The sequence below is a fragment of the Mesorhizobium sp. P2_C4 genome, from assembly GCF_056404575.1.
Window position 1 is genome coordinate 17,426 of record NZ_JBFUDT010000009.1, and the last position, 21,617, is coordinate 39,042.

Here is a 21,617-nt window from a genome sequence, read left to right on the forward strand (position 1 = left end):
CACTTTTTGCCTTGAAAATAGCCAGTTTGACAGGTAGATTAAAATAGAGGCATAGAGTGAGGCGACCCGAGTCGGGACTGGCCCGCGAGCCAACCCTGCAAAGGATTGGACGGAGGAGACGTGTCGGGAAAGCGCAGTTTGATCAGGTCGGGCACTACCGTCGATCAGATGGTGAGGGCGATCGGTGACCGCATCGTCACCGGCTTCCTGCGCCCCGGCGAAAAGCTCGATGAGGCTTCGCTCGCCGCCCGCTTCGACGTCTCACGCACGCCGGTGCGCGAGGCGCTCGGTCATCTCAGTGCCATGGGCCTGGTCGAAAGGCGGCCCAACCGGGGCGCCATCGTCGCCGTGGTAACGCAGGAACACCTCGCCTCGATGTTCGAAAGCATGGCCGAACTGGAAGCGATTTGCGCCCGCTTCTCAGCCAAGCGCATGACCGGCGGCGAGCGCCGCGCGCTCGAGATAGAACATCAGGGCTCGGCGCGGCTGGTGCAGCTGGGCGCCGAGGAGGACTATGAATATTTCAACACCGAGTTCCATAGCCGGCTTTATCGCGGCGCCCACAACACGCATATCTATGAAATGACGGTGATGACCCGCAGCCGCCTGGCACCCTTCCGCCGTGCGCAATTCATGCTGCCGGGTCGTCTGGCCAAATCCTGGAAGGAGCATGACGCGATCGTCACCGCGATCATGCGTGGTGATGGCACTGCCGCCGGCAACGCCGCCAGGGATCACGTTTCGATCGTCAGTGAGGCCAGCGCCGTCTTTGCCACCGTCGACCCGGTGCATTCGGATACTATCGCGCCTGCGCGTCTATGATCTCAACGAAGCGGGCGAAGAGACCGGCCTGCGACTTGATCTTGAGCTTGCGGTAGATGTTGCGGCGATGGACCTTCACCGTCCCCGGCACGATCCGCATCGCCCGGGCGATTGATTCCGTGGAATGCCCCTGCAGCACCAGATCGACGACCTGCTTTTCGCGCGAGGTCAGCGACAGGCTCTTCCAGATGTGGGCCCGGTCGAACTCGTTGACCGCAGCGACGGTTTCGCCGCGTGGCGCCGTTGCCGCTTCGTCCGTCGGCAAACCCGGCCAGCGCAGCCTGGCGAAGTTGATCACCGCCGGCGCCATGTCGCGCAGCAGCCTGGCATCGGCGGTTCCGAACGGTCCCGACGCGCGCAATCGCATCAGCGACAGCACCAGCGCATCCTTGCCTGCCAGCGGGACGAAAAAGCCGACCTCCTCGGCAAGCCTGGTCTGGCTGTAGTAGGAGCGATAATATTCGCTGGCATAGAAGCGGTCCGGCGCCAGTTCGCGCATACGCCAGAAGCCTTCCTTGCGCTCGACCGCCGCATGGTGGAACGGGTCGAGCAGATAAGGCCCTTCCTGATAGAGCGCGACGAAGATGTGACTCTCGGTCGGTGAAAATGTCTCGAACAGCATTGGCGGGCGCGCCGCACCGCGATAGCCGAAGACCACGCAGTGATCGAAACTGACATGCTGCCGCAGCCAGTCGACCATCGCCTTGCCGAAAAGGTCACCGCTCGTCTCGCGTGTCGCGGCGATGACGGCGGCGAGGTCGTTGTAGTCGTCGCTGCGGGATGCGCTCAGTTTATACCCCTTTAAACGAGAAAATAGATCAAATATACCACCTGTGAGGTATATACCAGCCGCCATTGGCTCTGGTAGCGTTTCGAAATTGCCCTACAGCGCCGCGCGTCCTTCGGACGCGCAAAGGACGCTGTAGAACTTTGATTTGGCGCATGATCCTTTCCGAAAATCGGTTCCGATTTTCGGGGTCATGCGCGTGCTGGAGCCGCAACCTTGACCGCAGTGCCCGACATCGAGTTTCGCGGCGTGACCAAACGCTACGGCAGCGTGACGGCGGTCAGCGGCATCGATCTCGCCATTCCGCCATCGGCCTTTGTCGCGCTGCTCGGGCCGTCCGGCTGCGGCAAGACCACTTGCCTGCGTATGATCGGCGGGTTTGAACAGCCAAGCGAAGGTGCGGTGTTCATCCGCGGCCAGGATATGGCCGGCACGCCGCCCTATCGGCGGCCGGTCAACATGGTGTTCCAGCAATATGCGCTGTTTCCGCATCTCGATGTCGAGGACAACATTGCGTACGGGCTGCGCCAGGCCCGGCCGCGGCTGTCGTCGCGCGAGATCAGCTTAAGGGCAGGCGAGGCGCTGGCCATGGTGCGGCTTGCCGGCTACGGCCGCCGCAAGATCCACGAGCTTTCCGGCGGCCAGCAGCAGCGTGTCGCGCTGGCGCGCGCGCTGGTCAACAAGCCGGCGGTGCTTTTGCTGGACGAGCCGCTGGCGGCGCTCGACAAGAAGCTGCGCACCGACATGCAGATCGAACTGCAGAACCTGCAGCGCGAGCTCGGCATCACCTTCGTCCTTGTCACCCACGACCAGGAAGAAGCGCTGTCGATGAGCGATTTCGTCTGCGTCATGAATGGCGGCCGCATCGTCCAGCTCGGACAGCCAAGCGAGATCTATGACGAGCCCGCCGATCTCTTCGTCGCCGATTTCGTAGGCAAGACCAATCTGTTGAGCGGCACGGTCGCCGGCTTCTCCGGCGACCTCGTCGAGGTAATGCTGGCCGACGGCACCGTCATTGCAGCGCGCAAGCGGACGACACTGCGCCACGGCGAAGCCGTGTCGGTCAGCCTGCGCCCGGAATCGCTCAGCCTCGGCGCTGCGGCAAGCGGCCGGTTGAAGGGCATTGTCCGCAACCGGATTTTTCTCGGCTCGACCGCGGAGTACGCCATCGAGGTCGAGGGCATCGGAACGCTGCTCGCCAAGGCCGACCATGTGATCGGCCAGGGCAATCTCTTCAAGCCGGGTGAACCCGTCGCCATCGGCTTTGCCACTGGGACGCCGCTGGCGTTTCCGGAGCCCAAGAACAACGGGACCAACCAGAGGGAAAACAAACATGTCGAAATCCTATCGTGACGGACTGCCGATAAGCCCTGAGAAATTCGTCGATGAACTGATGCGCCTGAAGCGCGGCTCGATCGGCCGCCGCGAGTTCCTTGGCCTCACCGGTCTTGGCATCGCAACGGCGGTGATGGCGCGCGAGCTCGGCATCATGCCGACACCGGCCTACGCCGCGGAAAGCCTTGGCGACCGCATGTCGATCGCCACCTGGCCCAACTATCATGACCCGGCAACGTTCGAGAGCTTCAAGGCCGAGACCGGCGTGGCTGTCGAAGTCAATGTCTTCGGCTCGAACGAGGAAATGCTGGCCAAGCTGCAGGCCGGCGCTTCGGGCTGGAGCCTGTTCGTGCCGACCAACTACACGATCTCGACCTACAAGAAGCTCGCCATCATCGAACCGCTCGACATGGCCAAGCTGGCCAATTTCGACGGCACTCAGGAAGACCCGCGCCTCACCTCGGAAGGCACCATCGACGGGACGATCTATGCAGTGCCGAAGAACTGGGGCACGACAGGATTTTCCGTCAACACCAAGAAGCTGACCAAGCCGATGGCGAGCTGGAAGGAGTTCTGGGACACCGCGATGGCGGAAGGCGATGGCCGCACCATGGTGCATGACTACCAGCTGACCACCATCGGCAATGCGCTGAAGTATTTCGGCTTCTCGTTCAACTCGCTGAAGCCGGACGAGCTCGCCAAGGCGGAGGAATTGCTGCTCAAGGTCAAGCCGCATCTGTTCGCGGTTTCCAGCGACTATCAGCCGTCGATGCGCGCCGGCGACGCCTGGATGACGATGTGCTGGACCAATGATGGGGCGCAGCTCAATCGGGACATTCCCGAGATTGCCTATGTGCTGGGCAAGGAAGGCGGCGAGATCTGGACCGACTTCTACGCCATCCCCAAGGATGCGCCGAACAAGCCCGCCGGCTATGCGCTGCTCAACTACCTGATGAACCCGAAAATTGCGGTCAAGGAGCATCTTGCCAACGGTGCGCCGTCGACCGATGCGCGGGTCAATGCGCTGCTGCCCAAGGAGGTGCTGGACAATCCGATCCTCTATCCCGCGGCGGAACTGTTGAAGCCGCTGGAATTCGGCGCGGCGGCGACGCTGACCGATCCCGGCCGCGCCGAACTGATGGCCCGTTTCAAGTCGGCTTGAGCGGCCGCGCTGACGCAGACACTTGACCGGCGGGCCTATGTCCGCCGGAACCGGGGACGGTTCTTTAATGCACGGCAGCCTTTTTCGCAGAAATCTTGTGACCGCCTTGCTGCTCGGCCCGGCGGCCGCATGGCTGGTGGTGTTCCTGGTGTTGCCGTTCGTCGCCATAGCCGTCTTCAGCGTCGGCGAGCGGGCGCCGGAAGGCGGCTACCAGGCCGCTTTCACGCTGGCGCAATATGCCAATCTGCCGGCGCGGGCGACCGCCTTCTGGAACACGATGGTGCTGGCGCCGATAGGCGCACTCGCCTGCCTGCTCGTCGCCTATCCCGTTGCCTACTACCTCGCGCTGCGCGCCCCGGAGCGCTGGCGGCTGATCCTGCTGGCGCTTGTCGTCATCCCGTTCTGGACCAGCCTTTTGATGCGAACCTATGCCTGGATGTATGTGTTGGGCGGACGCGGCATCCCGGCGCTGCTGGCCTATATCGGGTTCGAAGATATCAGGCTGATCAACACGCCGGGCGCGGTGCTGCTCGGCATCGTCTACGGCTATCTGCCGCTGATGATCCTGCCGATCTATGTCAGCCTCGAGCGGCTCGACCGTCGGCTGCTGGAAGCTTCGGCCGACCTCGGTGCGACGCCCATTTCGACCTTTCTTGGCGTGACGCTGCGGCTATCGTTGCCCGGCGTGATGACCGGCTTCTCGCTGGTGATGATCCTGCTGCTCGGTGAATATCTGATCCCGACGCTGCTTGGCGGCGGCAAGGTGTTCTTCATCGGCAATGCGCTGGTCGATCTTTTCCTGCAGTCGCGCAACTGGCCGTTCGGCTCGGCCATCGCCATCACGCTGGTTCTGGTTTCGGTGGTGGTGCTGATTGCTGCCAACCGCATTTCGACCCGGCTTTCCGGCGCCCGCCGGGTGGATCTGATCTGATGCGCGCCTTCGTCGTTGCCGTCTTTGCCTTCCTGTATCTGCCGATCGCGCTGGTCGTGCTGTTCTCCTTCAATGCCGGCCATCACGCCAGCGAGTTCACCGGCTTTTCCGTGCAGTGGTACGGCAAGGCGCTGTCGAACCCGTTCCTGGTCGAAGCGCTGAAGAACAGCCTGTTCATCGCCACCACCAGCGCCTTGCTGGCAGCACTTTGCGGCACCGCGGCAGCACTCGGCCTGCAGCGCGTCAGCGTGCGGACGCGGGCTGTCTTCGATGCACTTCTGGGTGCGGCGATCGTCGTGCCGGGCGTCGTTATCGGCATCTCGACGTTGGTCGCCCTCGTCCAGTTGTTCGCCGTCCTCAATCCGTTTCTCGCCTCGCTGTGGCCAAACGACCAGCCGCCCCGCCTGGCGCTCGGCTATGGCTCGATCATCGCTGCGCATGGGCTATTTTCGATGGCGCTGGTGGCGATGATCGTCGGCACCAGGCTTGGCAGTCTCGACCGCAACCTGGTCGAGGCGTCGAGCGATCTCTACGCCACACCGCTGACGACGTTCCGCTCGATCGTGCTGCCGCAGATCATGCCGGCGGTGATCGCCGGCTTTCTGCTCGCCTTCACATTCTCGTTCGACGATTTCATCGTCGCCTTCTTCGTTGCCGGCGCGCAAACGACCTTGCCGATCTATGTCTTTGCCTCGATCCGGCGTGGGGTGACGCCGGAGATCAACGCCATCGCGACGATCGTGCTCGTCGCCTCCATCCTGCTCGTGGTGCTTGCCCAATGGCAGTTGCGCCAACGAAAACCATCGCACTGAAAGACGACATCATGATTTTGAGAGATCGCATCGCCGTGGTGACGGGCGCCGGGTCGGGCATCGGGCGCGCCGGCGCCATGATCATGGGCAGAGAAGGGGCGGTGGTGGTGATCGCCGACCGGGATCAGGCGGCCGGTGAAGCAACGGCCTGCGACATCCGCGCTGCCGGCGGCAGGGCCGAGGCGGTGGCGACCGATGTCGGCGAGGACGCAGAGGTCGAGCAGCTTATCGCGGGAACGCTTGGCAGCCATGGACGGATCGACATCCTGCACAATCACGCCGGCATCCAGGTCGGCGGCACGCTGACCGAGGTCGGCATCGACGGCATGGATGCCTCCTGGCGGATCAATGTGCGGGCGCAGTTTCTGGCGGCGAGGATCGTCATGCCGTCGATGATCGAACAGGGTGGCGGCGTCATCCTAAACACCGCCTCCAATTCAGGGGTGTTCTACGATCGTGAGATGATCGCCTATGCCACCTCAAAACACGCCGTGGTGGCGATGACCAGGCAGATGTCGCTCGACTATGCCCGGCACAATGTTCGCGTCAACGCGCTCTGTCCGGGCTGGGTCGACACGCCGTTCAATGAACCGTTCATCGCCCAGATGGGCGGGCGCGAGGCGATCGAAAACTATGTGCGCACCAAGATCCCAATGCAGCGCTGGGCGAGTGCGGAAGAGATCGCCGAAGCGATCCTGTTCCTGGTCTCCGACCGTTCGTCCTTCATGACCGGCCAGGCTTTGGTGATCGATGGTGGCGAAAGCATCGGCTGAACCAACCGCCGCTTCGCCTCATACGTGCTTGCGGCCGCCGGTCTCGCGGAACCAGCTGTCGGGGTAGGGGTACCACCAGCCCTGGATCTCTGGCTTGTGGTCGATGATCACCATCTTCGAGCGGCGGAAAGCGTCGAGCCCCTGGCGCCCGAGCTCACGGCCGAGACCCGAGGCCTTCCAGCCGCCGAAGGGCAGGGCGTCATTGTCGATCAGCGGGTTGTTGACCCAGACCATGCCGGCCTCGAGCCGTTCGGCAGCCTCATGCGCTTCGGCGAGATCGGTGGTGAAGACGGAAGCGCCGAGCCCGAACGGGCTGTCATTGGCGAGCCGGATCGCCTCGTCGAAATCTTTCACCCGGCAAATCGCAGCGACCGGGCCGAAACATTCTTCGCGCACGATCGCCATGTCGGGGGTGACGCCGGTAAGGATGGTCGGCTCGTAGAACCAGCCGACATTGTGCGCCGGCGGAATGCGCCCGCCGGTAACCGCTTTGGCGCCGCTGCGGATGGCATCGTCGACCAGCCGCATGACCTTCGCCCGAGCCGCCTCGCTGACCAGCGGCCCGATCTCGGTCTTGTCCAGCCCGTTGCCGATGCGCAGCGCGCGGGTCTTCTGCGCAAACAGATCGACAAAGCGGTCATGCACGGATTCGACGACGAAGAAGCGCTCGGCCGAAGTGCAGACCTGGCCGGTGAGGTGGAAGGCGGCGGTGACGCTGCCGGCCGCCGCCACGTCGAGCGGGGCGTGTTCCGTAATGATCAGCGGATCGCTGCCGCCGGCCTCGATGACGCATGGCTTCATGCGCTCGGCGCAAGCCACCGCAACCGCCTTGCCGGCGGCGACCGAGCCGGTGAAGGCAACGGCATGGGTGCGGTCGGAAGCGATCAGCGCCTGCGCGGTGGCCGCGCCGCCGGGCAGGCAGGAGACCAAGCCTTCGGGCAGCGAGCGAAACACGGTCATGTAGTCGAGGGTCGACAGCGTCGTCGCCTCGGCCGGCTTGATGATGCAGGCATTGCCGGCGGCAAGCGAGGCGGCGACGGTCCAGCACATCAAGAGGATCGGGAAGTTGTAGGGCATAATGTGGACGGAGGTGCCGTAGGGTTCGTAGCGCGCATATTGGAACGACCCGGCCTGTGTCGTGCCGGCGATCTTGCCGGCATCGTCACGCGCCATCTCGGCATAGTAGCGGAAGATCGGCGCGCAATTGGCGATCTCGCCGATGGCTTCCGGATAGGGCTTGCCCATCTCGCGCACCATCAGCTCGGCGCAGCGGGTGAAGTCGGCCGCCTCGATGGCGTTGGCGACCGCATGCAGATGCTTTGCCCGGCTCTTGGCGTCGAGCTTTTTCCACGCTGTCTGCGCCTTTGCTGCGGCGGTCAGCACTGCGTCGATCTCGCCGTCGCTGGCCGACGCGATGGCGCCAACTGTTTCCAGCGTCGCCGGATCGAGCACCGGTTTGTTCGCGCCAGCCATCGATCGGTAATCCGGATTGACGAAGAAGGTTGGCCGGTCAGCGGAGAAATCCATGGGCATCCTTTCAAGTCCGCTCAGCGGATCATGTAGACCTTCTTGATCGTCTCATGAACGGTGCAGACGCCCTTCCAGTCCTGCGGGAAGAAGGCCGCGGTGTCCGGCTCGATCTCGATCACTTCGCCGGATTCGTGCACGTAGGTGCAGCGGCCCTCGAGAAAATGGCAGAACTCGTCGCGGGTGACGTGGCAGTGCCATTTGCCCGGCGTGCAGACCCACAGACCGCATTCGGAGCGGCCTTCAGGCCCCTTGTGCAGCAGCTTGCCGGAGGTACGGGATTCGCCTTCGATCATTGTCGGAATGACGCCCCAGTCGACGAGGTCGGTGATGGCAAGCGGCGATTTCATGATTGGCGTGGTCATACGGATATTCCTTGAAACTGTTCTGGGATGCTCACCGGCACATGAAGACCTTGGTCAGCGTTTCGGTGATGATGGAGGTGCCGGTCCAGCCGGCGGGGAAGAACACCAGCGTGCCGGCCTCGACCGGGACCTGTTCGCCATTGTCGCGGATATAGCTGCCGCGCCCCGACAGGAAATGGCAGAACTCATCGGCCGCGAAGATGATGTGGCGCGTGCCGGGCGTGCATGACCAGAGGCCGCATTCGCTCGATCCGTCCGGGTTCTGGGACAGGATCCTACCGGAGGCGTGCGGCGAACCGGCGATCGGCGACGAGCTTGCGCCCCAGTCGTCCAGCGCTACCGAGGCAGCGTTCGCCCAATAAGGTGTCGGCATGTTGCGAAGCTCCCAGTTCGGTTGGCCGGTCAGGCCAGCATGTAGACGTTGCGGATGGTCTCATGGACGGTGCATTCACCCGCCCAGCCGGCCGGGAACATGACCACGGTTTGTGCGGCGACTTCTATCACCTCGCCGACATCCGACCGGTAGGTCGCGCGGCCGGCGACGAAATGGCACAATTCGTCGCGCGGGATCGCCAGCCGCCAGCGGCCCGGCGTGCAGACCCAGATGCCGGATTCTGGCTGGTTGTTCGGCCCCTTGTGCACCAGCCTGCCGGTGGAATGCGAAGCGCCGTCCAGCGCATCCGGCTGAGCGCCCCAGTCGACGAGGTCGGTGCGGGTGGAGGCTTGGTAGAGGTGCGGGGCAGAGGAGGTCACAGCAGCTTCTCCAGCAGCCCGGCAGCTTTTTCCGGGCCGTTCTGCGACTGCATCTGCGCCGAGGTCTTCGCCAGCTTCGCCTTCATTTTCGGGTCAGTCAGGCAAGCCTCCAGCTTGGCGATCAGCTGGGCGTCGGTCCAGTCGTAGCGCGGCATGCCGAAGCCGTGGCCGGTCTCCTCGACCCGGGTGGCGTTGTCGTGGCCGTCCCAGACATAGGGCATGATGATGGCCGGCTTGCCGAAATAGAGGCACTCGGTGAACGAGTTGTTGCCGCCATGATGGATCACCGCATCGACCTGCGGGATGACCGAAGGCTGCGGAAACCAGCTGTCGACGATGACGTTGCCGGGTACGTCCGTGTACTGGTCCTTGTAGCCGCCGACATTGACCAGCGCGCGGTAGCGCGTCTTGCCCAATGTCGCGATGATGCGCTTCAGCAAATCGACATCGCCGGCGCCCAGGCTGCCGAAGGAGACATAGAGCAGCGGCCCGTCATTGCTCTCAGCAAAAGTGGGCACCGTGTACGGCTTCTCCTGCCGCACGCAGCCTTCGAGATACTGGAATTTTGCCGGATCGAGCGGATGGCGGCGCTTGAATTTCGTTGCTTCGGGGTAGAGCAGCAAATTGAGAAAGGGCGAGGCCTCGAAGAATTGGCCGACCGGATAGGGCGCCTCGTTGTTGGCGGTGAGGAAGGCGTTGAAGTCGTCATGGATCGGCTTGATGACGGCGTTGAAATGATCGCGGTAGCGCTGGTGTCCGGCATGGTCGTTCTCGCCACAGCCGGAGAGATGCGGCGGGATGTCCTCGTCCTCGATTTCGTTTTCCGAGCAGGAGATGACGCGCACCCACGGCTTGCCGTACTGCTTGATCGCCGGGAACAGGATGACGTTGTCGACGCAGATCACGTCGGGCTTGATGGCGTTGAGAACGCGCGGCAGATCCTTCTGCGCCCATTTGGCGCTGTCGACGATCGCCGTCCAGCAATCCTTGACGTAATTGTCGACCTGGTCGTAGGGCGATTTGCGGAAATTCGGGATGTGGCCGTTGATGAAGTCCTCCCAGAACTTGGCCATCTGCTCGGGCGGCATCGGCTCGGACAGGTTCACCGGATGGGCCTCGAAGCCGTAACCCTTGTAGACGTCGACGAAGCCGGGATCGGACAGGAACACCGCTTTGTGGCCGCGTGCCTCGACGGCCTGGGCGATGCCGACGGAATTGAGCGCCGGGCCAAAGGCCGCTTCGGGGAAAAACGCGATCGTCTTTTGCGCCATCAGGCTTCTCCTTCAATCACTCTGCGAAAATTCTGACGTCGGCGGCGTCCCAGCCGAGTTCGACAGCGTCGCCGGACGAAACCGGCCGACGGTCGGCGGCGTCGGCGGTGACGCGTACCAGGAACGGTTTTGGCGACAGGGACGTGCGGACATGCAGTTGCAGGTCGAGCCCGTGGTAGGCCAGCGCCTCAACGATGCCGGTGGTGCGGTTGGCGGTCTCACCGGACGGGAACAGCCGGATACGCTCGGGCCGCACCGACGCCACGGCAGCGGCGCCCGGCGAAAGCGTCGTGGGAACCTTGCCGGCAATCCGTGCGCCGTTGGCCGCCAGAACGCCGTCAGCCGCGGTCTTGCCCGGCACGAAATTCATCACGCCGATGAAGTCGGCAACGAAGCGGTCGGCCGGATACTCATAGATCGCGTGCGGCGTGTCGCATTGCAGCAGCCTGCCGTCCTTCAGCACCGCCATGCGATCGGCCATGACAAGCGATTCCTCCTGGTCATGGGTGACGATGACGAAGGTGATGCCGACCTCGTGCTGCAGGCGCTTCAGCTCCAGCTGCATGGCGCCGCGCAATTTCTTGTCGAGCGCGCCGAGCGGTTCGTCGAGCAGCAGCAGCCGCGGCCGCTTGACCAGAGCCCGGGCGAGCGCAACGCGCTGTTTCTGGCCACCCGACAATTGCTCCGGCTTGCGGTCGGCGAAGGCGACGAGCTCGGTCGTTGCCAGGATGGCGTCAACGCGGGAGCGGATTTCGGCAGCTGGCAGACGCTCCATCTCGAGGCCATAGGACACATTGGCCCTGACGCTCATATGCGGAAACAGCGCATAGGACTGGAACATCAGATTGACCGGGCGCTTGTTGGGTGGGGTCCTGGCGATGTCCTTGCCGTCGAGCAGGATGCGGCCATCGCTCGGAGTCTCGAAGCCGGCCAGCATGCGCAACAGCGTGGTCTTGCCGCAGCCGGACGGTCCGAGCAGGGCGAAGAACTCGTTCTCGCAGATGTCGAGCGAGATGCCGTCGACGGCAGTGACGCGGCCGAAATTCTTCGACACATGATCGATGGCCAGCAGCGTGCGCGGTTCGCTCATTGGCCGATCACCCCGCGGTTGAGCCGCTGCGACAGGGTCAGCGCGGTGATCGAGACGGCCATGACGATGGTCGCCAGCGCGTTGATCTCAGGCGTGATGCCGAAGCGGATCATGGCGTAGATCTGCATCGGCAGCGTGGTCGAGGCGCGGCCGGCGCCGGCAGTGAAGAAGGCAATGATGAACTCGTCAACCGACAACGTGAAGGCAAGCAGCGCGCCGGCGATCACCGCTGGCAGGATGACCGGCAAGGTCACGCGCCGGAAGGTGGTGATGGCCGAAGCGCCGAGATCGGCCGAGGCCTCGACGATCGACCAGTCGAAACTTTTCAGCCTGGCGCGCACCACCGAGCAGACGAAGGCGAGGTTGAAGACCACGTGAGCGAGGATGATGGTGTGCAGGCCCATGGTGAGGTTGAGCATGGAGAAGAACGAGAGCAGTGCGATGGCCAGCACGATGTCGGGGATGATCATTGGCGCGAAGATCAGCGCTTCGAGCCCCTTGCCATATTGGCGGCGCATCTCGACGCCGATCGCCAGCAACGTGCCGAGCAAGGTGGCGATGGCAGTGGATACCAGCGCCACGATCAACGTGTTGAGGGCCGCCGACAGAATCGCCGAATTGCCGGCCAGCGAGACATACCATTTCAGCGAAAAGCCCGACCATGCCGTCGGCAGTCCGCCCTCGTTGAAGGACAGCGCCACCAGCACGGCGATCGGGATGTAGAGGAAGGCGAAGACGAGGATGAGCACAAGCCAGAGCGTGCGCCGCGTGGCAGGAGAGCGCTCAGCCATCGGTGTCGCCCCCGGCTTGCGCGGTCTGGCCCGAGGCGCGATTGGCGGCCAGCGCCTGCGCCATCAGCACCAGAAGCATGATGGCGATCAGCGCCATAGCGAGTGCGGCGCCGAACGGCCAGTCATTAGCGGTGAGGAACTGGTCGTAGACGAGATTGCCGATCATCTGGAAGCGGCCGCCGCCGAGCAGCGCCGGGGTGACGAAATTGCCGATCGACAGCACGAAGACGAAGACCGCACCGGCGGCGATGCCGGGCACGGTGAGCGGCAGGATGACACGGCGAAAGGTGGTTGTGGCGGAAGCGCCGAGATCGCGCGAGGCCTCGGCGAGCTCGGGGTTGAGCCGCGACAACGGCGCGTAGCAGGCGAGGATGACGAAGGGCAGATAGTTGTAGACGAGGCCGGCGATGACGGCGCCTTCGGTGTAGAGCAGCGATGGCGGTTCGCCGGTGTAGCCGAGCCAGCGTAAGAGCTGGGTGATCAGGCCCTCGCGGTTGAGCAGCACGATCCAGGCATAGGTGCGGATCAGATAGTTCGACCAGAAGGGCAACACGGCAAAGAACAAAAACACCGGCTGCCAGCGGCGGGGCGCAGCCGCGATGGCATAGGCGGCGGCGTAACCGATGACCACGGCAATCAGGGTTGCGGTGCCGGCAATGCGCGCCGAGTTCAAGAAAATGCCGGCATAGAGCGGGTCGAAGACCAGCCCGAAATTCTCCAGCGTGAAGGTGTATTCGATGCCGCCATAGATGCCGCGCCGGAAGAAGGCGAGCGCCAGCACCAGCGCGCATGGCACCACCATCAAGGCGGTGAGCCAGGCCAGCGCCGGGGCCATCAGCAGAGACGAGCGAAGTCTGGTTGAGGACACGATTGGGGTACCGCATTCAGCGGCCGACGGCGGATGTCCGCCGTCGGCCGTGATCTCTTGGTTTGGCGCCGCTTACTGCGCGGCCTTGATCTCGCTGACGATCTTCGAATAGTCGCGCTGGGCGTCGCCGACGTCACGCAATTGTTCGAACTTGACGAGGTCGGCCACCGGCATCGCCATGTTGGGGAATTTGGCCAGGAAATCGGCCGGCAGGCTTTCCATGGCCGGCTTGTTCGGCACCTTGTAGTCGATGTTCTGGGCCGCCCAGGCGTGGTTCTTGGCGTCGAGCATGAAGTTGATGAACTGGAAGGCGGCGTCCTTGTGTTCGGACGCCTTCATCACCACCATCGTGTCGACCCACAGGTCCGAGCCTTCCTTCGGAATCACATATTTGATCTCGGGCTTGTCGGCGATGCCGTAGTTGCACCAGCCGTCCCAGGCCTGCACCATCAGCGCTTCGCCCGACACCAGCTTGGAATAGAAGGTGGTGTCGTCATAGGCGAGCAAGGTCTTCTTGGCCGAGATCAACAGGTCCTTGACCTCGGCCATCTTGGCCGGATCGGTCTCATTGACCGAATAGCCCTTGTCGAGCTGGCCGGCGGCCAGCAGCCAGCGGTCGGTCGCCAGCATGGTGGTCTTGCCCTTGAGGTCGTCGGAGGGGGCGAGCAGATCGCTCCAGCTTGTAGGCGCCACCTTCACCAGATCCGAGCGGTAACAGAGTCCGGTCGTGCCCCAGGTATAGGGCACCGAAAATGCGTTGCCGACATCGTGCGGCAGCTTGGTCGCTTCCGGGTAGAGGTTGGCGAGGTTGGGGACCTTGGCGTGGTCGATCGGCTCGGTCAGGCCGAGCTTGTTCAGCACCTCGGCGAAGGGCGAGGACACGAAGACCACGTCATAGCCCTTGCCGCCTGCGGCGATGAGCTTGCCCATGATCTCTTCATTGGTGGCGTGCACCACGACTTCGCCGGAAACGCCGGTGGCGGTCTTGAAGGCGGCCATGGCATCGGGCGCCATGTAGCCGTCCCAGTTGGAAATGACGAGGTCGGCGGCGGTGGCTGGCGCCGACAGCGCCAGGCCAAAGCCAAGCGCGATTGAAGACATCTTCAGCGAACGGTGCCGCAGAAAAGTGGCGGTCATGACAGACTCCCATTCCGGTTGATCGTCGAATTTCATTCGTTGGACCGGCGCTTGCGGTCCGTGCCGCTGCTTCGATCCAGTTCCCCGGTCTTTATCGCCGATTGATCTGACAGTACTATTGCAGAAAAAAGTACGTCAATCCATAATCTGACAAACGACCAAGGAATCTGGCCGATTGCGTCGGCGACGGCGATCGTCCAAACCTTGGCCGTCCCGTCCGTTCCCGAGACCATCATGCAAGCCGCAGCCCGACGCCCCCGCACCAACCATCTCGATCTGGCGCAGCGCATCCTGGATGTCGCTCGGCAGCGCGGCTTTGGACCCGGTGCGCATTTGCCGGAACAGCAGATCGCTTCGCTCTGCAATGTCTCAAGGACGCCGGTGCGGGCGGCGTTGCGCCTGCTCACGGAACAGGGCGTTGTGCGCTGGGAGGCCGAGACCGGCTACCGCCTGGCCGTCGATCTCGCCGCGCAGGCGGCGATCGCGAGGGAACTGCCTGTCACCGAGGAGGATGAGCTTACCGAGGCGATCCTGCGCGACCGGTCGGCACGGCGGCTCGACCAGACGGTGACCGTCGGTGGGCTGATGCGGCGGTACAATACCGAGCGCAAGACGGTACTAAAAGCGCTTCAGAGACTGACGGAGGAGAATCTTCTGGACCGCGCGCCGGGGCAGTCCTGGCTTTTCCGGCGGGCGCCGGATGATCCCGAGGCGCAAGGTGAAAGCTACGAGTTCCGCCTGCTGCTGGAGCCGGCGGCCATAGTGGCGCCCGGTTTTCGGCTGGATGGCGCGCGTGCGGCAGTCCTGCGCCATGGCATGGAAGCGCTGGCGGCGCTGCCCGACGCGGCGTTCGACACCAGGGAATTCCAGCGGCTGGACATCGAATTTCACGGCATGATCGCCGATGGTGCCGCCAACCGCTTCGTCACCGATGCGCTGTCCGATCATCTCAGGCTGCGCCGGTTGCCGGGCACCTATGCCGGCGTCAACGTCTTCCGGCTGAAGCAGTCGCTGCGCGAGCACCTGACCATACTCGACCATCTCGAAAGCCGGCAGTATGAGGTGGCAGCCGATCTGCTTCGCGTGCATCTGCGCTTGTCGCGCAGCCAGCGCCCGCAGGCGGCCAGTCGCGGGGCCCCCGCATTGTTCGGCATGATCAGCCGGCCGGATTGATGAGGATCTCGTTGACGCGCAAAGCCAGCCCGACCATCGCGCTGTTTCCCGAAGCGAGTTTTGGCGCGGCGTTGAATTGCGTTGGCATCGCGCAAGCCTTGCGCGCCCGTGGGGCACGACCGGTGTTCATCTGCCATGCCGGCTTCTCCGGGGTCTTTGCCGACTACGGCTTTCAGGAATACCAGCTGCCAACCGACGATCCGCTGAGCGACAGCGAGCGCCAGAGCTACTGGCAAGCCTTCGTGCGCCGGCACCTGCCGCATTTCAGGCTGAGCCCGATCGACCAGCTCGAAACCTATGTCGCGCCGACCTGGGAAGCGATCGTCGACACCGCGGTCAATGCCGAGGTGCCGCTGCGCCAGTTGCTGGCGCGGCTGAAGCCGGACGCGGTGGTGCTCGACAATGTCATCATGTTCCCGGCGCTGGCCGCCGCCGGCTGCCCATGGGTCCGCGTCGTCTCCTGTGCCGAGACCGAGCTTCCCGACGCGCAAGTCCCTCCCTATCTCTCTGGGCTTGGCTCTGACGACCCGCAACGCGACGCCTTCGAGGCTCGCTATCTCTCAGCATCGGCACCGGCACATGACCGCTTCAACCGCTTCCGGGTGGATGCCGGCCTGGCGCCGCTGCCGAAGGGGCTGTTCCTGGAAAGCTCGCCCGATCTCAATCTGCTGCTGACACCGACAATCGTGCGCCGCGAGCGCGCAGACCCGCTGGACCCCGAGCGCTTCGTCTATCTCGAAGGCTGCGTCCGTTCGGAAGGGCCGTTCGAGGTGCCGGTCTTTCCGCGCAAGGGCGGGCCGCTGGTCTATGTCAGTTTCGGCAGCCTGGGGGCCATGGATGTCGGCCTGATCGAGCGGATGCTTGCCGTTTTCGACAGGTTGCCGGCCCGCTTCATCGTCAATGTCGGCGGCCTGCGTGACGCCTATCGCGCGGTTCCCGACAATGTCTATCTCGATGCCTGGTTTCCGCAGCCCTCGGTGGTGGCGAAGTCCGACCTGTTCATCCACCACGGCGGCAACAACAGTTTTTGCGAAGCACTGCGCTTCGGCGTGCCGTCGCTGATCATGCCCTATTGCTGGGACGGGCACGACAATGCGCGCCGCGCCGGAGAGACCGGCGTCGGCGACCATATCGGCCGTGACGGCTGGACCGAAGGAGGATTGGAGAGAGCCATTCTCGGCCTTTTGGCCGACGATGCGATGCGCGCCCGCCTGAAGGAGAATGCAGCCGATATGGCGCTGAAACCCGGAACGGATGTGGCCGCTGAAGCCATTCTTTCTCTCATAGGTACGTGAACCAAAATGCACGACAAAAATACGAATATCGCTCTCTTCACCGGCAACGATCCCAAGGCCTGGCTCGCCCAGCACGGTATCAACGAGGTTGAATGCCTGGTGCCTGACTTGAATGGCGTTTTGCGCGGCAAGGCCTTGCCGACGGCCAAATTCCTCAAAGCGCTGGAGGACCGCGCTCTCTATCTGCCGAGCAGCGCGTTTCTGGTCAGCATCGATGGTCGCTATTCCGGCTCGATCGACGAGGGTTTTGCCTATTCGGACCCGGACATGCGCATGGTGCCCGATATCTCGACGCTGTGCCTGGCGCCGGGCGGTGGCCCGGGCAGGGCCTATGTCTTTGCCGATGCGTTCCATATGGACGACCGGCCATGGATGGCCTCGCCACGGCATGTGCTGCGCGCCGTGCTCGATCTGTACCGCCAGCGTGGCTGGCGCGCGGTGGTGGCGCCGGAGGTCGAATTCTACCTGACCGCACCCAACCCCGATCCCGATCAGCCGCTGACCGCGCCGGTCGGCGCCAATGGCCGCGCCGAAGCCTCGCAGCATCCCTATGACATGGCGGCGCTGGAAGAATTCGAGCCGGTGATCCGGCGCGTTTATGACTATGCCGCGGCCGCCGGGCTGCCGCTCGACACGCTGATCCATGAATCCGGCACGGCGCAGCTGGAAATCAATCTGCTGCATGGCGATGCGCTGCCGCTGGCCGACCAGGTGCTGCTGTTCAAGCGGCTGACGCGCCAGGCCGCGCAGCAGTCCGGCATGCACGCCACCTTCATGGCCAAGCCGATCGCCGCCCAGGCGGGAAGTTCGATGCACCTGCACATGTCTGTCGTCGATGAGAAGACCGGCGCTGCGCTGTTTGCCAGCGACGATGATGCCGATACGGAAATGTTCGGCCATTTCATCGGCGGCCTGCAGAAATACGTCCCCGAGATCATGCCGCTGTTTGCGCCGAACGTGAACTCGTTCCGCCGCATAAGGCCGAACCACAGCGCGCCGGCCAACATCGAGTGGTCGCATGACAATCGTTCCTGCGGCCTGCGCGTGCCGGCCGGTGGGCGGGCGGCGCGGCGCATTGAGAACCGGTTGCCCGGTGCTGATTGCAATCCCTATCTGGCAATCGCCGGCTCGCTGCTCGCCGGCTATCTCGGCGTCGAGCAGAAGCTGGCGCGGTCAGCCGAGGCGTCGGGCAATGCCTACAAGATCAAGAGCACACTGCCAAAAACCATGGAGGAGGCGCTCGACCGCTTCACCGCCTGCGACCCGGTGCGGGCGCTGCTCGGTGAGGATTTCTTCCAGTCCTATCTGCGCGTCAAGAGCGTCGAGCTCGACCTGTTCCAGAGCGTGGTGACGAGCTGGGAACGCGACCACCTGCTGCTGAAGGTGTGATCATGGCCGCCAGTTCAACGGGTTTCAATTCCGGTCTCGATATCGGCAAATCCTATTATGTCGCCACCGCCAATCCGGCGCCGGACCATCCGGCGCTGGCGGGCGATGTCGAGGCCGACCTGGTGGTGGTCGGCGGCGGCTGCACTGGCTTGTCTGCCGCCCTTCACGCCGCCGAGCGCGGCCTGAAGGTGGTGCTGCTCGAAGGCGGCAAGATCGGCTGGGGGGCGTCTGGCCGCAATGGCGGCCAGATGATCCCCGGCCTGCGCAAGGGCGCCAAGGGGCTGGTCAAGCTCTACGGCCCCGAGCGGGCGAAAGTGCTGTTCGACCTCGCCTTCGAGGCGCGCGGCCTGGTGCTCGACATCATCGAGCGCCATGCCATCGATTGCGATCTGAGGCTGACCGGCCATCTCGTCGGCGCGGTCAACAGCTCCGACCTCAAAGACCTCGAAGAAGAGGCGAAATGCCTCGAAAGCGCGATGAAGTTCCGTGACGTCGAGATCCTTTCGGCGGCGCAGGCGCGAGCCAAGGTCGATACGCCCTATCACGGTGCCATGTACGAGCCGCTCGGTGGCCACATGCATCCGCTGAACTACACGCTCGGGCTTGCCCGTGCTGCTGTCGCGGCTGGCGTCACCATCCATGAGAATTCGGTGGCGGTGAAGCTGGAGCGTGAGCCTTCGATCCGGGTCTCGACGGCGAAGGGTTCGGTCCGCACAAAACATGTCGTTCTGGCGGGTGATGCGCTGCTGCATGGACTGGAGCCGCGCGTCAACAGCCGCATCATGCCGGTCGGCAACTACATCGTCGCCACCGAGCCGCTGGAGGGCAAGCGCAACGTCATCCCGGCCAATGTCGCTGTGTCCGACACACGCTTCGTCGTCAACTACTACCGCATGTCGGCGGACGGGCGGCTGCTGTTCGGTGGCGGCGAGCGCTACACGCCGTCACCACCGGCCGACATTGCCGGCTTCGTGCGGCCGCATATGGAAGCCACCTTCCCGCAACTGAAGGGCTGCCGCATCGATCATGCCTGGGGCGGTTTGGTCTCGGTAACGACCTCGCGGCTGCCGCATGTCGGGCACTATGGCGAGGTCTATTTCGCGCATGGCTATTCCGGCAAGGGCGTCATCCTGTCGACCCTGTCGGGAAAGCTGCTCGCCGAAGCGATCACCGGCGACGCCGCGCGGCTCGACCTGTTCTCGACGCTGACGCCGATGCCGTTCCCCGGCGGCACGGCGCTGCGCGCTCCGCTCTATGTGCTCGGCATGCTGTGGTACGCGATGCGCGACCGCATCAAGCATTGAGGCGGAGAGACGACGGACAAGATCTTGCGCCGCGCTACGAGGCGCGGGCAAGAAAGGTCTGGTAGTCGGATTTTGCCTGCAGCAAGCGAAGGATGTTGTTGCGCGATCCGCGAATGTGCGCGCGGGTAAGCTCGACCGCCCGCGCCGCATCGCCAGCACAAATTGCCTCGACGATCTCAAAATGCTCGTCGCGGGCTATTCCCCATTCGTCCAGCCTGAGCAGTTCGATCCAGACATAGTGTTGGCATTTGTCGAGAATGCCGTTCAGGAGGCTGCACAGCATCACATTGCCGCTGATCTGGGCAATGGTGCGGTGGATGTCCATGCCGATCTGCAGTTCCTGGAACATGTCATCCGAACCGCGCGTTGGCTGCGCGGCCAGGCGCTCGCATTCCCGCACCATTTCGCGAAGGCGTTCCTTGTCCGCAGCCGTGACCTTGGCGGTCGCCAGCTCGGTCGCATAGCCATCCAGCAATTCCCTGATCTCGAACGCCTCGCGGAACATATGGATGTCGAATTCCTTGACGAGGTAGCCCTGGCGCGGGCGGCCGACCACCAGGCCTTCCTGCTCAAGCCGGTTGAGCGCCTCACGCACCGGCGTGCGGCTGACTTTCAACCTGAGCGCCAGATCGTTCTCGGTGACGCGCGCTCCTGGAGGGAGCTGTCCGGTGACGATCATCGCTTTCATCGATCCGTAGACCGATTCGCGAAGCGTGTTCTTTTTTCTCGTGGGCATAGAGCAGCTTCCGATCCATCCATAAGGAGCACTCCGCCGACCGCGGCCACCCCAAAACATTTGTTCCATTCACGACTAGCATGATCACGAAGATCGCGGGAGCCGAGGCTGTCCGATCCCGTCAGGCAGCGACTTCCCATTGCCGAAAAATGCGATCTTTCAAGTTGACATCTCTTTTCCCATTTAGTTACATTCAAAATTGTATACAAAATAGAATGCCGAAACAATGGCCAATATGGGGAACATGATGATGAGAAAATCAAGGTTTGTCAGCGCATTGGCGGTGACAGGGCTGGTCGGTTGCCTGGCGCCGGCTGCGCTCGCGGCGGAAACGATCACAGTGGCTTCGTGGGGCGGATCCTATCAGGAAGCCCAGTCGAAGGCCTTCTTCAAGCCTACCGCCGAGGCGCTGGGCATGACCATCAAGGAAGATACCACCAACGGACTCGATGACGTCCGGCTGCAAGTGACCGGCAACGCCGTCAAATGGGATTTGGTCGAACTCGGCGCTGACGAATGCGCGCGGGGAACGAAAGAAGGGCTGTTCGAGAAGCTCGACTATGGTCAGATCGACTCGAGTGGCATCGACCCTAACCTCGTCCACGACGACTGGGTCGGGATCACCTACTATTCCGTTATCCTGGTCTACAACACGGACGTCTTTGGCAAGAACGGACCGAAGACCTGGGCCGATTTCTGGAACGTCGAAAAATTCCCGGGCCGCCGCGCCCTGGGCGGGGCCTTCGCGACCGAAACCCTGACCGTGGCGGCAATCGCTGACGGCGTGCCTCTCGACAAGGTCTACCCGCTCGACATCGACCGCGCGCTGAAATCAGTCGACAAGATCAGGTCGCATGTCGACGCCTGGTGGACATCCGGCGCGCAGGCCATGCAATTGGTCAAGGACGGCGAGGTCGACATGGCCAGTATCTGGAACGGCAGGGCCAGCACGCTGAAGGATCAAGGCGCGCCGATCAGCTACAGCTACGATCAGGGCGTGCTGACGGCCGACTGCATGGTGATCCCCAAGGGCGCCAAGAACAAGGCCGCCGCGATGAAGGCGCTTGCGATGTTCCTGAAGCCGGACATTCAGGCGAACCTGCCGCTCTATATCGCCAACGGTCCGGTCAATCAGAAGGCCTTCGACACCGGCAAGATCCCCGCCGAAAAGATTCCAGGCATCAATTCGGCACCGGAAAACGTCAAGAAGCAGGTGTTGCTCGACCCGGCCTTCTGGGGAGATCATCTGATCGAGGCGCAGGAGAAGTTCGACAATTTGATCCAGCAGTGACATCG

The 21,617-nt window shown here is 63.4% G+C and carries 22 protein-coding genes; 11 read left to right on the top strand and 11 right to left on the bottom strand.

Going from position 1 to position 21,617, the window contains the following annotated elements; translation table 11 throughout:
* The first annotated feature begins 138 nt into the window (after positions 1-138).
* Complete coding sequence (locus tag AC1DX6_RS26315) at positions 139-822, top strand: GntR family transcriptional regulator (protein WP_477318765.1); 684 nt, start codon at positions 139-141, stop codon at positions 820-822.
* Here AC1DX6_RS26315 and AC1DX6_RS26320 read toward each other — a convergent pair.
* Positions 800-1,522: a response regulator transcription factor gene (locus tag AC1DX6_RS26320; protein ID WP_477318767.1), complete on the bottom strand. Its 723-nt coding sequence runs from the start codon at positions 1,520-1,522 to the stop codon at positions 800-802. The genes AC1DX6_RS26315 and AC1DX6_RS26320 overlap by 23 nt on opposite strands.
* A 303-nt stretch (positions 1,523-1,825) precedes the next feature.
* Between AC1DX6_RS26320 and AC1DX6_RS26325 the strand changes: the two genes are divergently transcribed.
* From AC1DX6_RS26325 to AC1DX6_RS26345, 5 genes are all read left to right on the top strand, one after another.
* Complete coding sequence (locus AC1DX6_RS26325; RefSeq protein ID WP_477318769.1) at positions 1,826-2,962, top strand: ABC transporter ATP-binding protein; 1,137 nt, start codon at positions 1,826-1,828, stop codon at positions 2,960-2,962.
* A complete protein-coding gene (locus AC1DX6_RS26330) occupies positions 2,943-4,106 on the top strand; it encodes an ABC transporter substrate-binding protein (RefSeq protein WP_477318771.1) in 1,164 nt (387 codons plus the stop codon). The genes AC1DX6_RS26325 and AC1DX6_RS26330 overlap by 20 nt, the downstream gene beginning before the upstream one ends.
* A gap of 67 nt (positions 4,107-4,173) precedes the next feature.
* On the top strand, positions 4,174-5,037 hold the full coding sequence (locus AC1DX6_RS26335) for an ABC transporter permease (RefSeq protein ID WP_477318773.1): 864 nt from the start codon (positions 4,174-4,176) through the stop codon (positions 5,035-5,037).
* Positions 5,037-5,849 (top strand): ABC transporter permease, encoded by an 813-nt coding sequence (locus AC1DX6_RS26340; protein ID WP_477318775.1) that lies wholly within the window; start codon positions 5,037-5,039, stop codon positions 5,847-5,849. Before AC1DX6_RS26335 ends, AC1DX6_RS26340 begins: the two co-directional genes overlap by 1 nt.
* A gap of 11 nt (positions 5,850-5,860) precedes the next feature.
* Complete coding sequence (locus AC1DX6_RS26345) at positions 5,861-6,622, top strand: SDR family NAD(P)-dependent oxidoreductase (protein WP_477318777.1); 762 nt, start codon at positions 5,861-5,863, stop codon at positions 6,620-6,622.
* A gap of 18 nt (positions 6,623-6,640) precedes the next feature.
* Here the strand turns inward: AC1DX6_RS26345 and AC1DX6_RS26350 are convergent, their stop codons facing one another.
* From AC1DX6_RS26350 to AC1DX6_RS26390, 9 genes are all read right to left on the bottom strand, one after another.
* Positions 6,641-8,149 carry an aldehyde dehydrogenase family protein gene (locus tag AC1DX6_RS26350; RefSeq protein WP_477318779.1) on the bottom strand — a complete coding sequence of 503 codons (1,509 nt, stop codon included), beginning with the start codon at positions 8,147-8,149 and terminating at the stop codon, positions 6,641-6,643.
* A 20-nt stretch (positions 8,150-8,169) separates the two neighbouring features.
* Positions 8,170-8,514, bottom strand: coding sequence for a cupin domain-containing protein (locus AC1DX6_RS26355; RefSeq protein ID WP_477318781.1), 345 nt, complete (start codon positions 8,512-8,514; stop codon positions 8,170-8,172).
* 31 nt (positions 8,515-8,545) lie between these two features.
* Entirely contained in the window at positions 8,546-8,887 is a 342-nt protein-coding gene (locus tag AC1DX6_RS26360; protein ID WP_477318783.1) for a cupin domain-containing protein, read from the bottom strand.
* Positions 8,888-8,916: 29 nt separating this feature from the next.
* Positions 8,917-9,267, bottom strand: coding sequence for a cupin domain-containing protein (locus AC1DX6_RS26365; RefSeq protein ID WP_477318785.1), 351 nt, complete (start codon positions 9,265-9,267; stop codon positions 8,917-8,919).
* Positions 9,264-10,538 carry a glycosyltransferase gene (locus AC1DX6_RS26370; RefSeq protein ID WP_477318787.1) on the bottom strand — a complete coding sequence of 425 codons (1,275 nt, stop codon included), beginning with the start codon at positions 10,536-10,538 and terminating at the stop codon, positions 9,264-9,266. The genes AC1DX6_RS26365 and AC1DX6_RS26370 overlap by 4 nt, the downstream gene beginning before the upstream one ends.
* 16 nt (positions 10,539-10,554) lie before the next feature.
* Positions 10,555-11,628: an ABC transporter ATP-binding protein gene (locus AC1DX6_RS26375; protein WP_477318789.1), complete on the bottom strand. Its 1,074-nt coding sequence runs from the start codon at positions 11,626-11,628 to the stop codon at positions 10,555-10,557.
* On the bottom strand, positions 11,625-12,419 hold the full coding sequence (locus AC1DX6_RS26380; protein WP_477318791.1) for an ABC transporter permease: 795 nt from the start codon (positions 12,417-12,419) through the stop codon (positions 11,625-11,627). Before AC1DX6_RS26380 ends, AC1DX6_RS26375 begins: the two co-directional genes overlap by 4 nt.
* The gene (locus AC1DX6_RS26385) at positions 12,412-13,254 is read right to left on the bottom strand and encodes an ABC transporter permease (protein ID WP_477319140.1); all 843 of its coding nucleotides are present in this window, start codon (positions 13,252-13,254) and stop codon (positions 12,412-12,414) included. Before AC1DX6_RS26385 ends, AC1DX6_RS26380 begins: the two co-directional genes overlap by 8 nt.
* 105 nt (positions 13,255-13,359) lie before the next feature.
* Positions 13,360-14,424, bottom strand: coding sequence for a polyamine ABC transporter substrate-binding protein (locus tag AC1DX6_RS26390; protein WP_477318793.1), 1,065 nt, complete (start codon positions 14,422-14,424; stop codon positions 13,360-13,362).
* Positions 14,425-14,658: 234 nt separating this feature from the next.
* Between AC1DX6_RS26390 and AC1DX6_RS26395 the strand changes: the two genes are divergently transcribed.
* From AC1DX6_RS26395 to AC1DX6_RS26410, 4 genes are all read left to right on the top strand, one after another.
* Entirely contained in the window at positions 14,659-15,597 is a 939-nt protein-coding gene (locus AC1DX6_RS26395) for a GntR family transcriptional regulator (RefSeq protein WP_477318795.1), read from the top strand.
* Positions 15,598-16,007: 410 nt separating this feature from the next.
* The gene (locus AC1DX6_RS26400; protein ID WP_477319142.1) at positions 16,008-16,892 is read left to right on the top strand and encodes a glycosyltransferase; all 885 of its coding nucleotides are present in this window, start codon (positions 16,008-16,010) and stop codon (positions 16,890-16,892) included.
* Between the two features lie 6 nt (positions 16,893-16,898).
* Positions 16,899-18,281, top strand: coding sequence for a glutamine synthetase family protein (locus AC1DX6_RS26405; RefSeq protein WP_477318797.1), 1,383 nt, complete (start codon positions 16,899-16,901; stop codon positions 18,279-18,281).
* 2 nt (positions 18,282-18,283) lie between these two features.
* Positions 18,284-19,585 (top strand): NAD(P)/FAD-dependent oxidoreductase, encoded by a 1,302-nt coding sequence (locus AC1DX6_RS26410; RefSeq protein WP_477318799.1) that lies wholly within the window; start codon positions 18,284-18,286, stop codon positions 19,583-19,585.
* Positions 19,586-19,619: 34 nt separating this feature from the next.
* Here AC1DX6_RS26410 and AC1DX6_RS26415 read toward each other — a convergent pair whose 3' ends face one another.
* Positions 19,620-20,321 carry a GntR family transcriptional regulator gene (locus AC1DX6_RS26415; RefSeq protein ID WP_477318801.1) on the bottom strand — a complete coding sequence of 234 codons (702 nt, stop codon included), beginning with the start codon at positions 20,319-20,321 and terminating at the stop codon, positions 19,620-19,622.
* Between the two features lie 247 nt (positions 20,322-20,568).
* Here AC1DX6_RS26415 and AC1DX6_RS26420 point away from each other — a divergent pair, with 247 nt between their 5' ends.
* Entirely contained in the window at positions 20,569-21,612 is a 1,044-nt protein-coding gene (locus tag AC1DX6_RS26420) for an ABC transporter substrate-binding protein (RefSeq protein ID WP_477318803.1), read from the top strand.
* Positions 21,613-21,617 lie beyond the last annotated feature (5 nt).

What these genes read in the sequence shown, in the direction of transcription:
- AC1DX6_RS26320 (WP_477318767.1), bottom strand. Translation starts at nt 1,522, where the DNA reads ATGGTCGACTGGCTGCGGCAGCATGTCAGTTTCGATCACTGCGTGGTC.
- AC1DX6_RS26330 (WP_477318771.1), top strand. Translation starts at nt 2,943, where the DNA reads ATGTCGAAATCCTATCGTGACGGACTGCCGATAAGCCCTGAGAAATTC.
- AC1DX6_RS26335 (WP_477318773.1), top strand. Translation starts at nt 4,174, where the DNA reads ATGCACGGCAGCCTTTTTCGCAGAAATCTTGTGACCGCCTTGCTGCTC.
- AC1DX6_RS26340 (WP_477318775.1), top strand. Translation starts at nt 5,037, where the DNA reads ATGCGCGCCTTCGTCGTTGCCGTCTTTGCCTTCCTGTATCTGCCGATC.
- AC1DX6_RS26345 (WP_477318777.1), top strand. Translation starts at nt 5,861, where the DNA reads ATGATTTTGAGAGATCGCATCGCCGTGGTGACGGGCGCCGGGTCGGGC.
- AC1DX6_RS26350 (WP_477318779.1), bottom strand. Translation starts at nt 8,149, where the DNA reads ATGGATTTCTCCGCTGACCGGCCAACCTTCTTCGTCAATCCGGATTAC.
- AC1DX6_RS26355 (WP_477318781.1), bottom strand. Translation starts at nt 8,514, where the DNA reads ATGACCACGCCAATCATGAAATCGCCGCTTGCCATCACCGACCTCGTC.
- AC1DX6_RS26360 (WP_477318783.1), bottom strand. Translation starts at nt 8,887, where the DNA reads ATGCCGACACCTTATTGGGCGAACGCTGCCTCGGTAGCGCTGGACGAC.
- AC1DX6_RS26370 (WP_477318787.1), bottom strand. Translation starts at nt 10,538, where the DNA reads ATGGCGCAAAAGACGATCGCGTTTTTCCCCGAAGCGGCCTTTGGCCCG.
- AC1DX6_RS26375 (WP_477318789.1), bottom strand. Translation starts at nt 11,628, where the DNA reads ATGAGCGAACCGCGCACGCTGCTGGCCATCGATCATGTGTCGAAGAAT.
- AC1DX6_RS26380 (WP_477318791.1), bottom strand. Translation starts at nt 12,419, where the DNA reads ATGGCTGAGCGCTCTCCTGCCACGCGGCGCACGCTCTGGCTTGTGCTC.
- AC1DX6_RS26385 (WP_477319140.1), bottom strand. Translation starts at nt 13,254, where the DNA reads ATGGCCCCGGCGCTGGCCTGGCTCACCGCCTTGATGGTGGTGCCATGC.
- AC1DX6_RS26390 (WP_477318793.1), bottom strand. Translation starts at nt 14,424, where the DNA reads ATGACCGCCACTTTTCTGCGGCACCGTTCGCTGAAGATGTCTTCAATC.
- AC1DX6_RS26395 (WP_477318795.1), top strand. Translation starts at nt 14,659, where the DNA reads ATGCAAGCCGCAGCCCGACGCCCCCGCACCAACCATCTCGATCTGGCG.
- AC1DX6_RS26400 (WP_477319142.1), top strand. Translation starts at nt 16,008, where the DNA reads ATGTTCCCGGCGCTGGCCGCCGCCGGCTGCCCATGGGTCCGCGTCGTC.
- AC1DX6_RS26405 (WP_477318797.1), top strand. Translation starts at nt 16,899, where the DNA reads ATGCACGACAAAAATACGAATATCGCTCTCTTCACCGGCAACGATCCC.
- AC1DX6_RS26410 (WP_477318799.1), top strand. Translation starts at nt 18,284, where the DNA reads ATGGCCGCCAGTTCAACGGGTTTCAATTCCGGTCTCGATATCGGCAAA.
- AC1DX6_RS26415 (WP_477318801.1), bottom strand. Translation starts at nt 20,321, where the DNA reads ATGCCCACGAGAAAAAAGAACACGCTTCGCGAATCGGTCTACGGATCG.
- AC1DX6_RS26420 (WP_477318803.1), top strand. Translation starts at nt 20,569, where the DNA reads ATGATGAGAAAATCAAGGTTTGTCAGCGCATTGGCGGTGACAGGGCTG.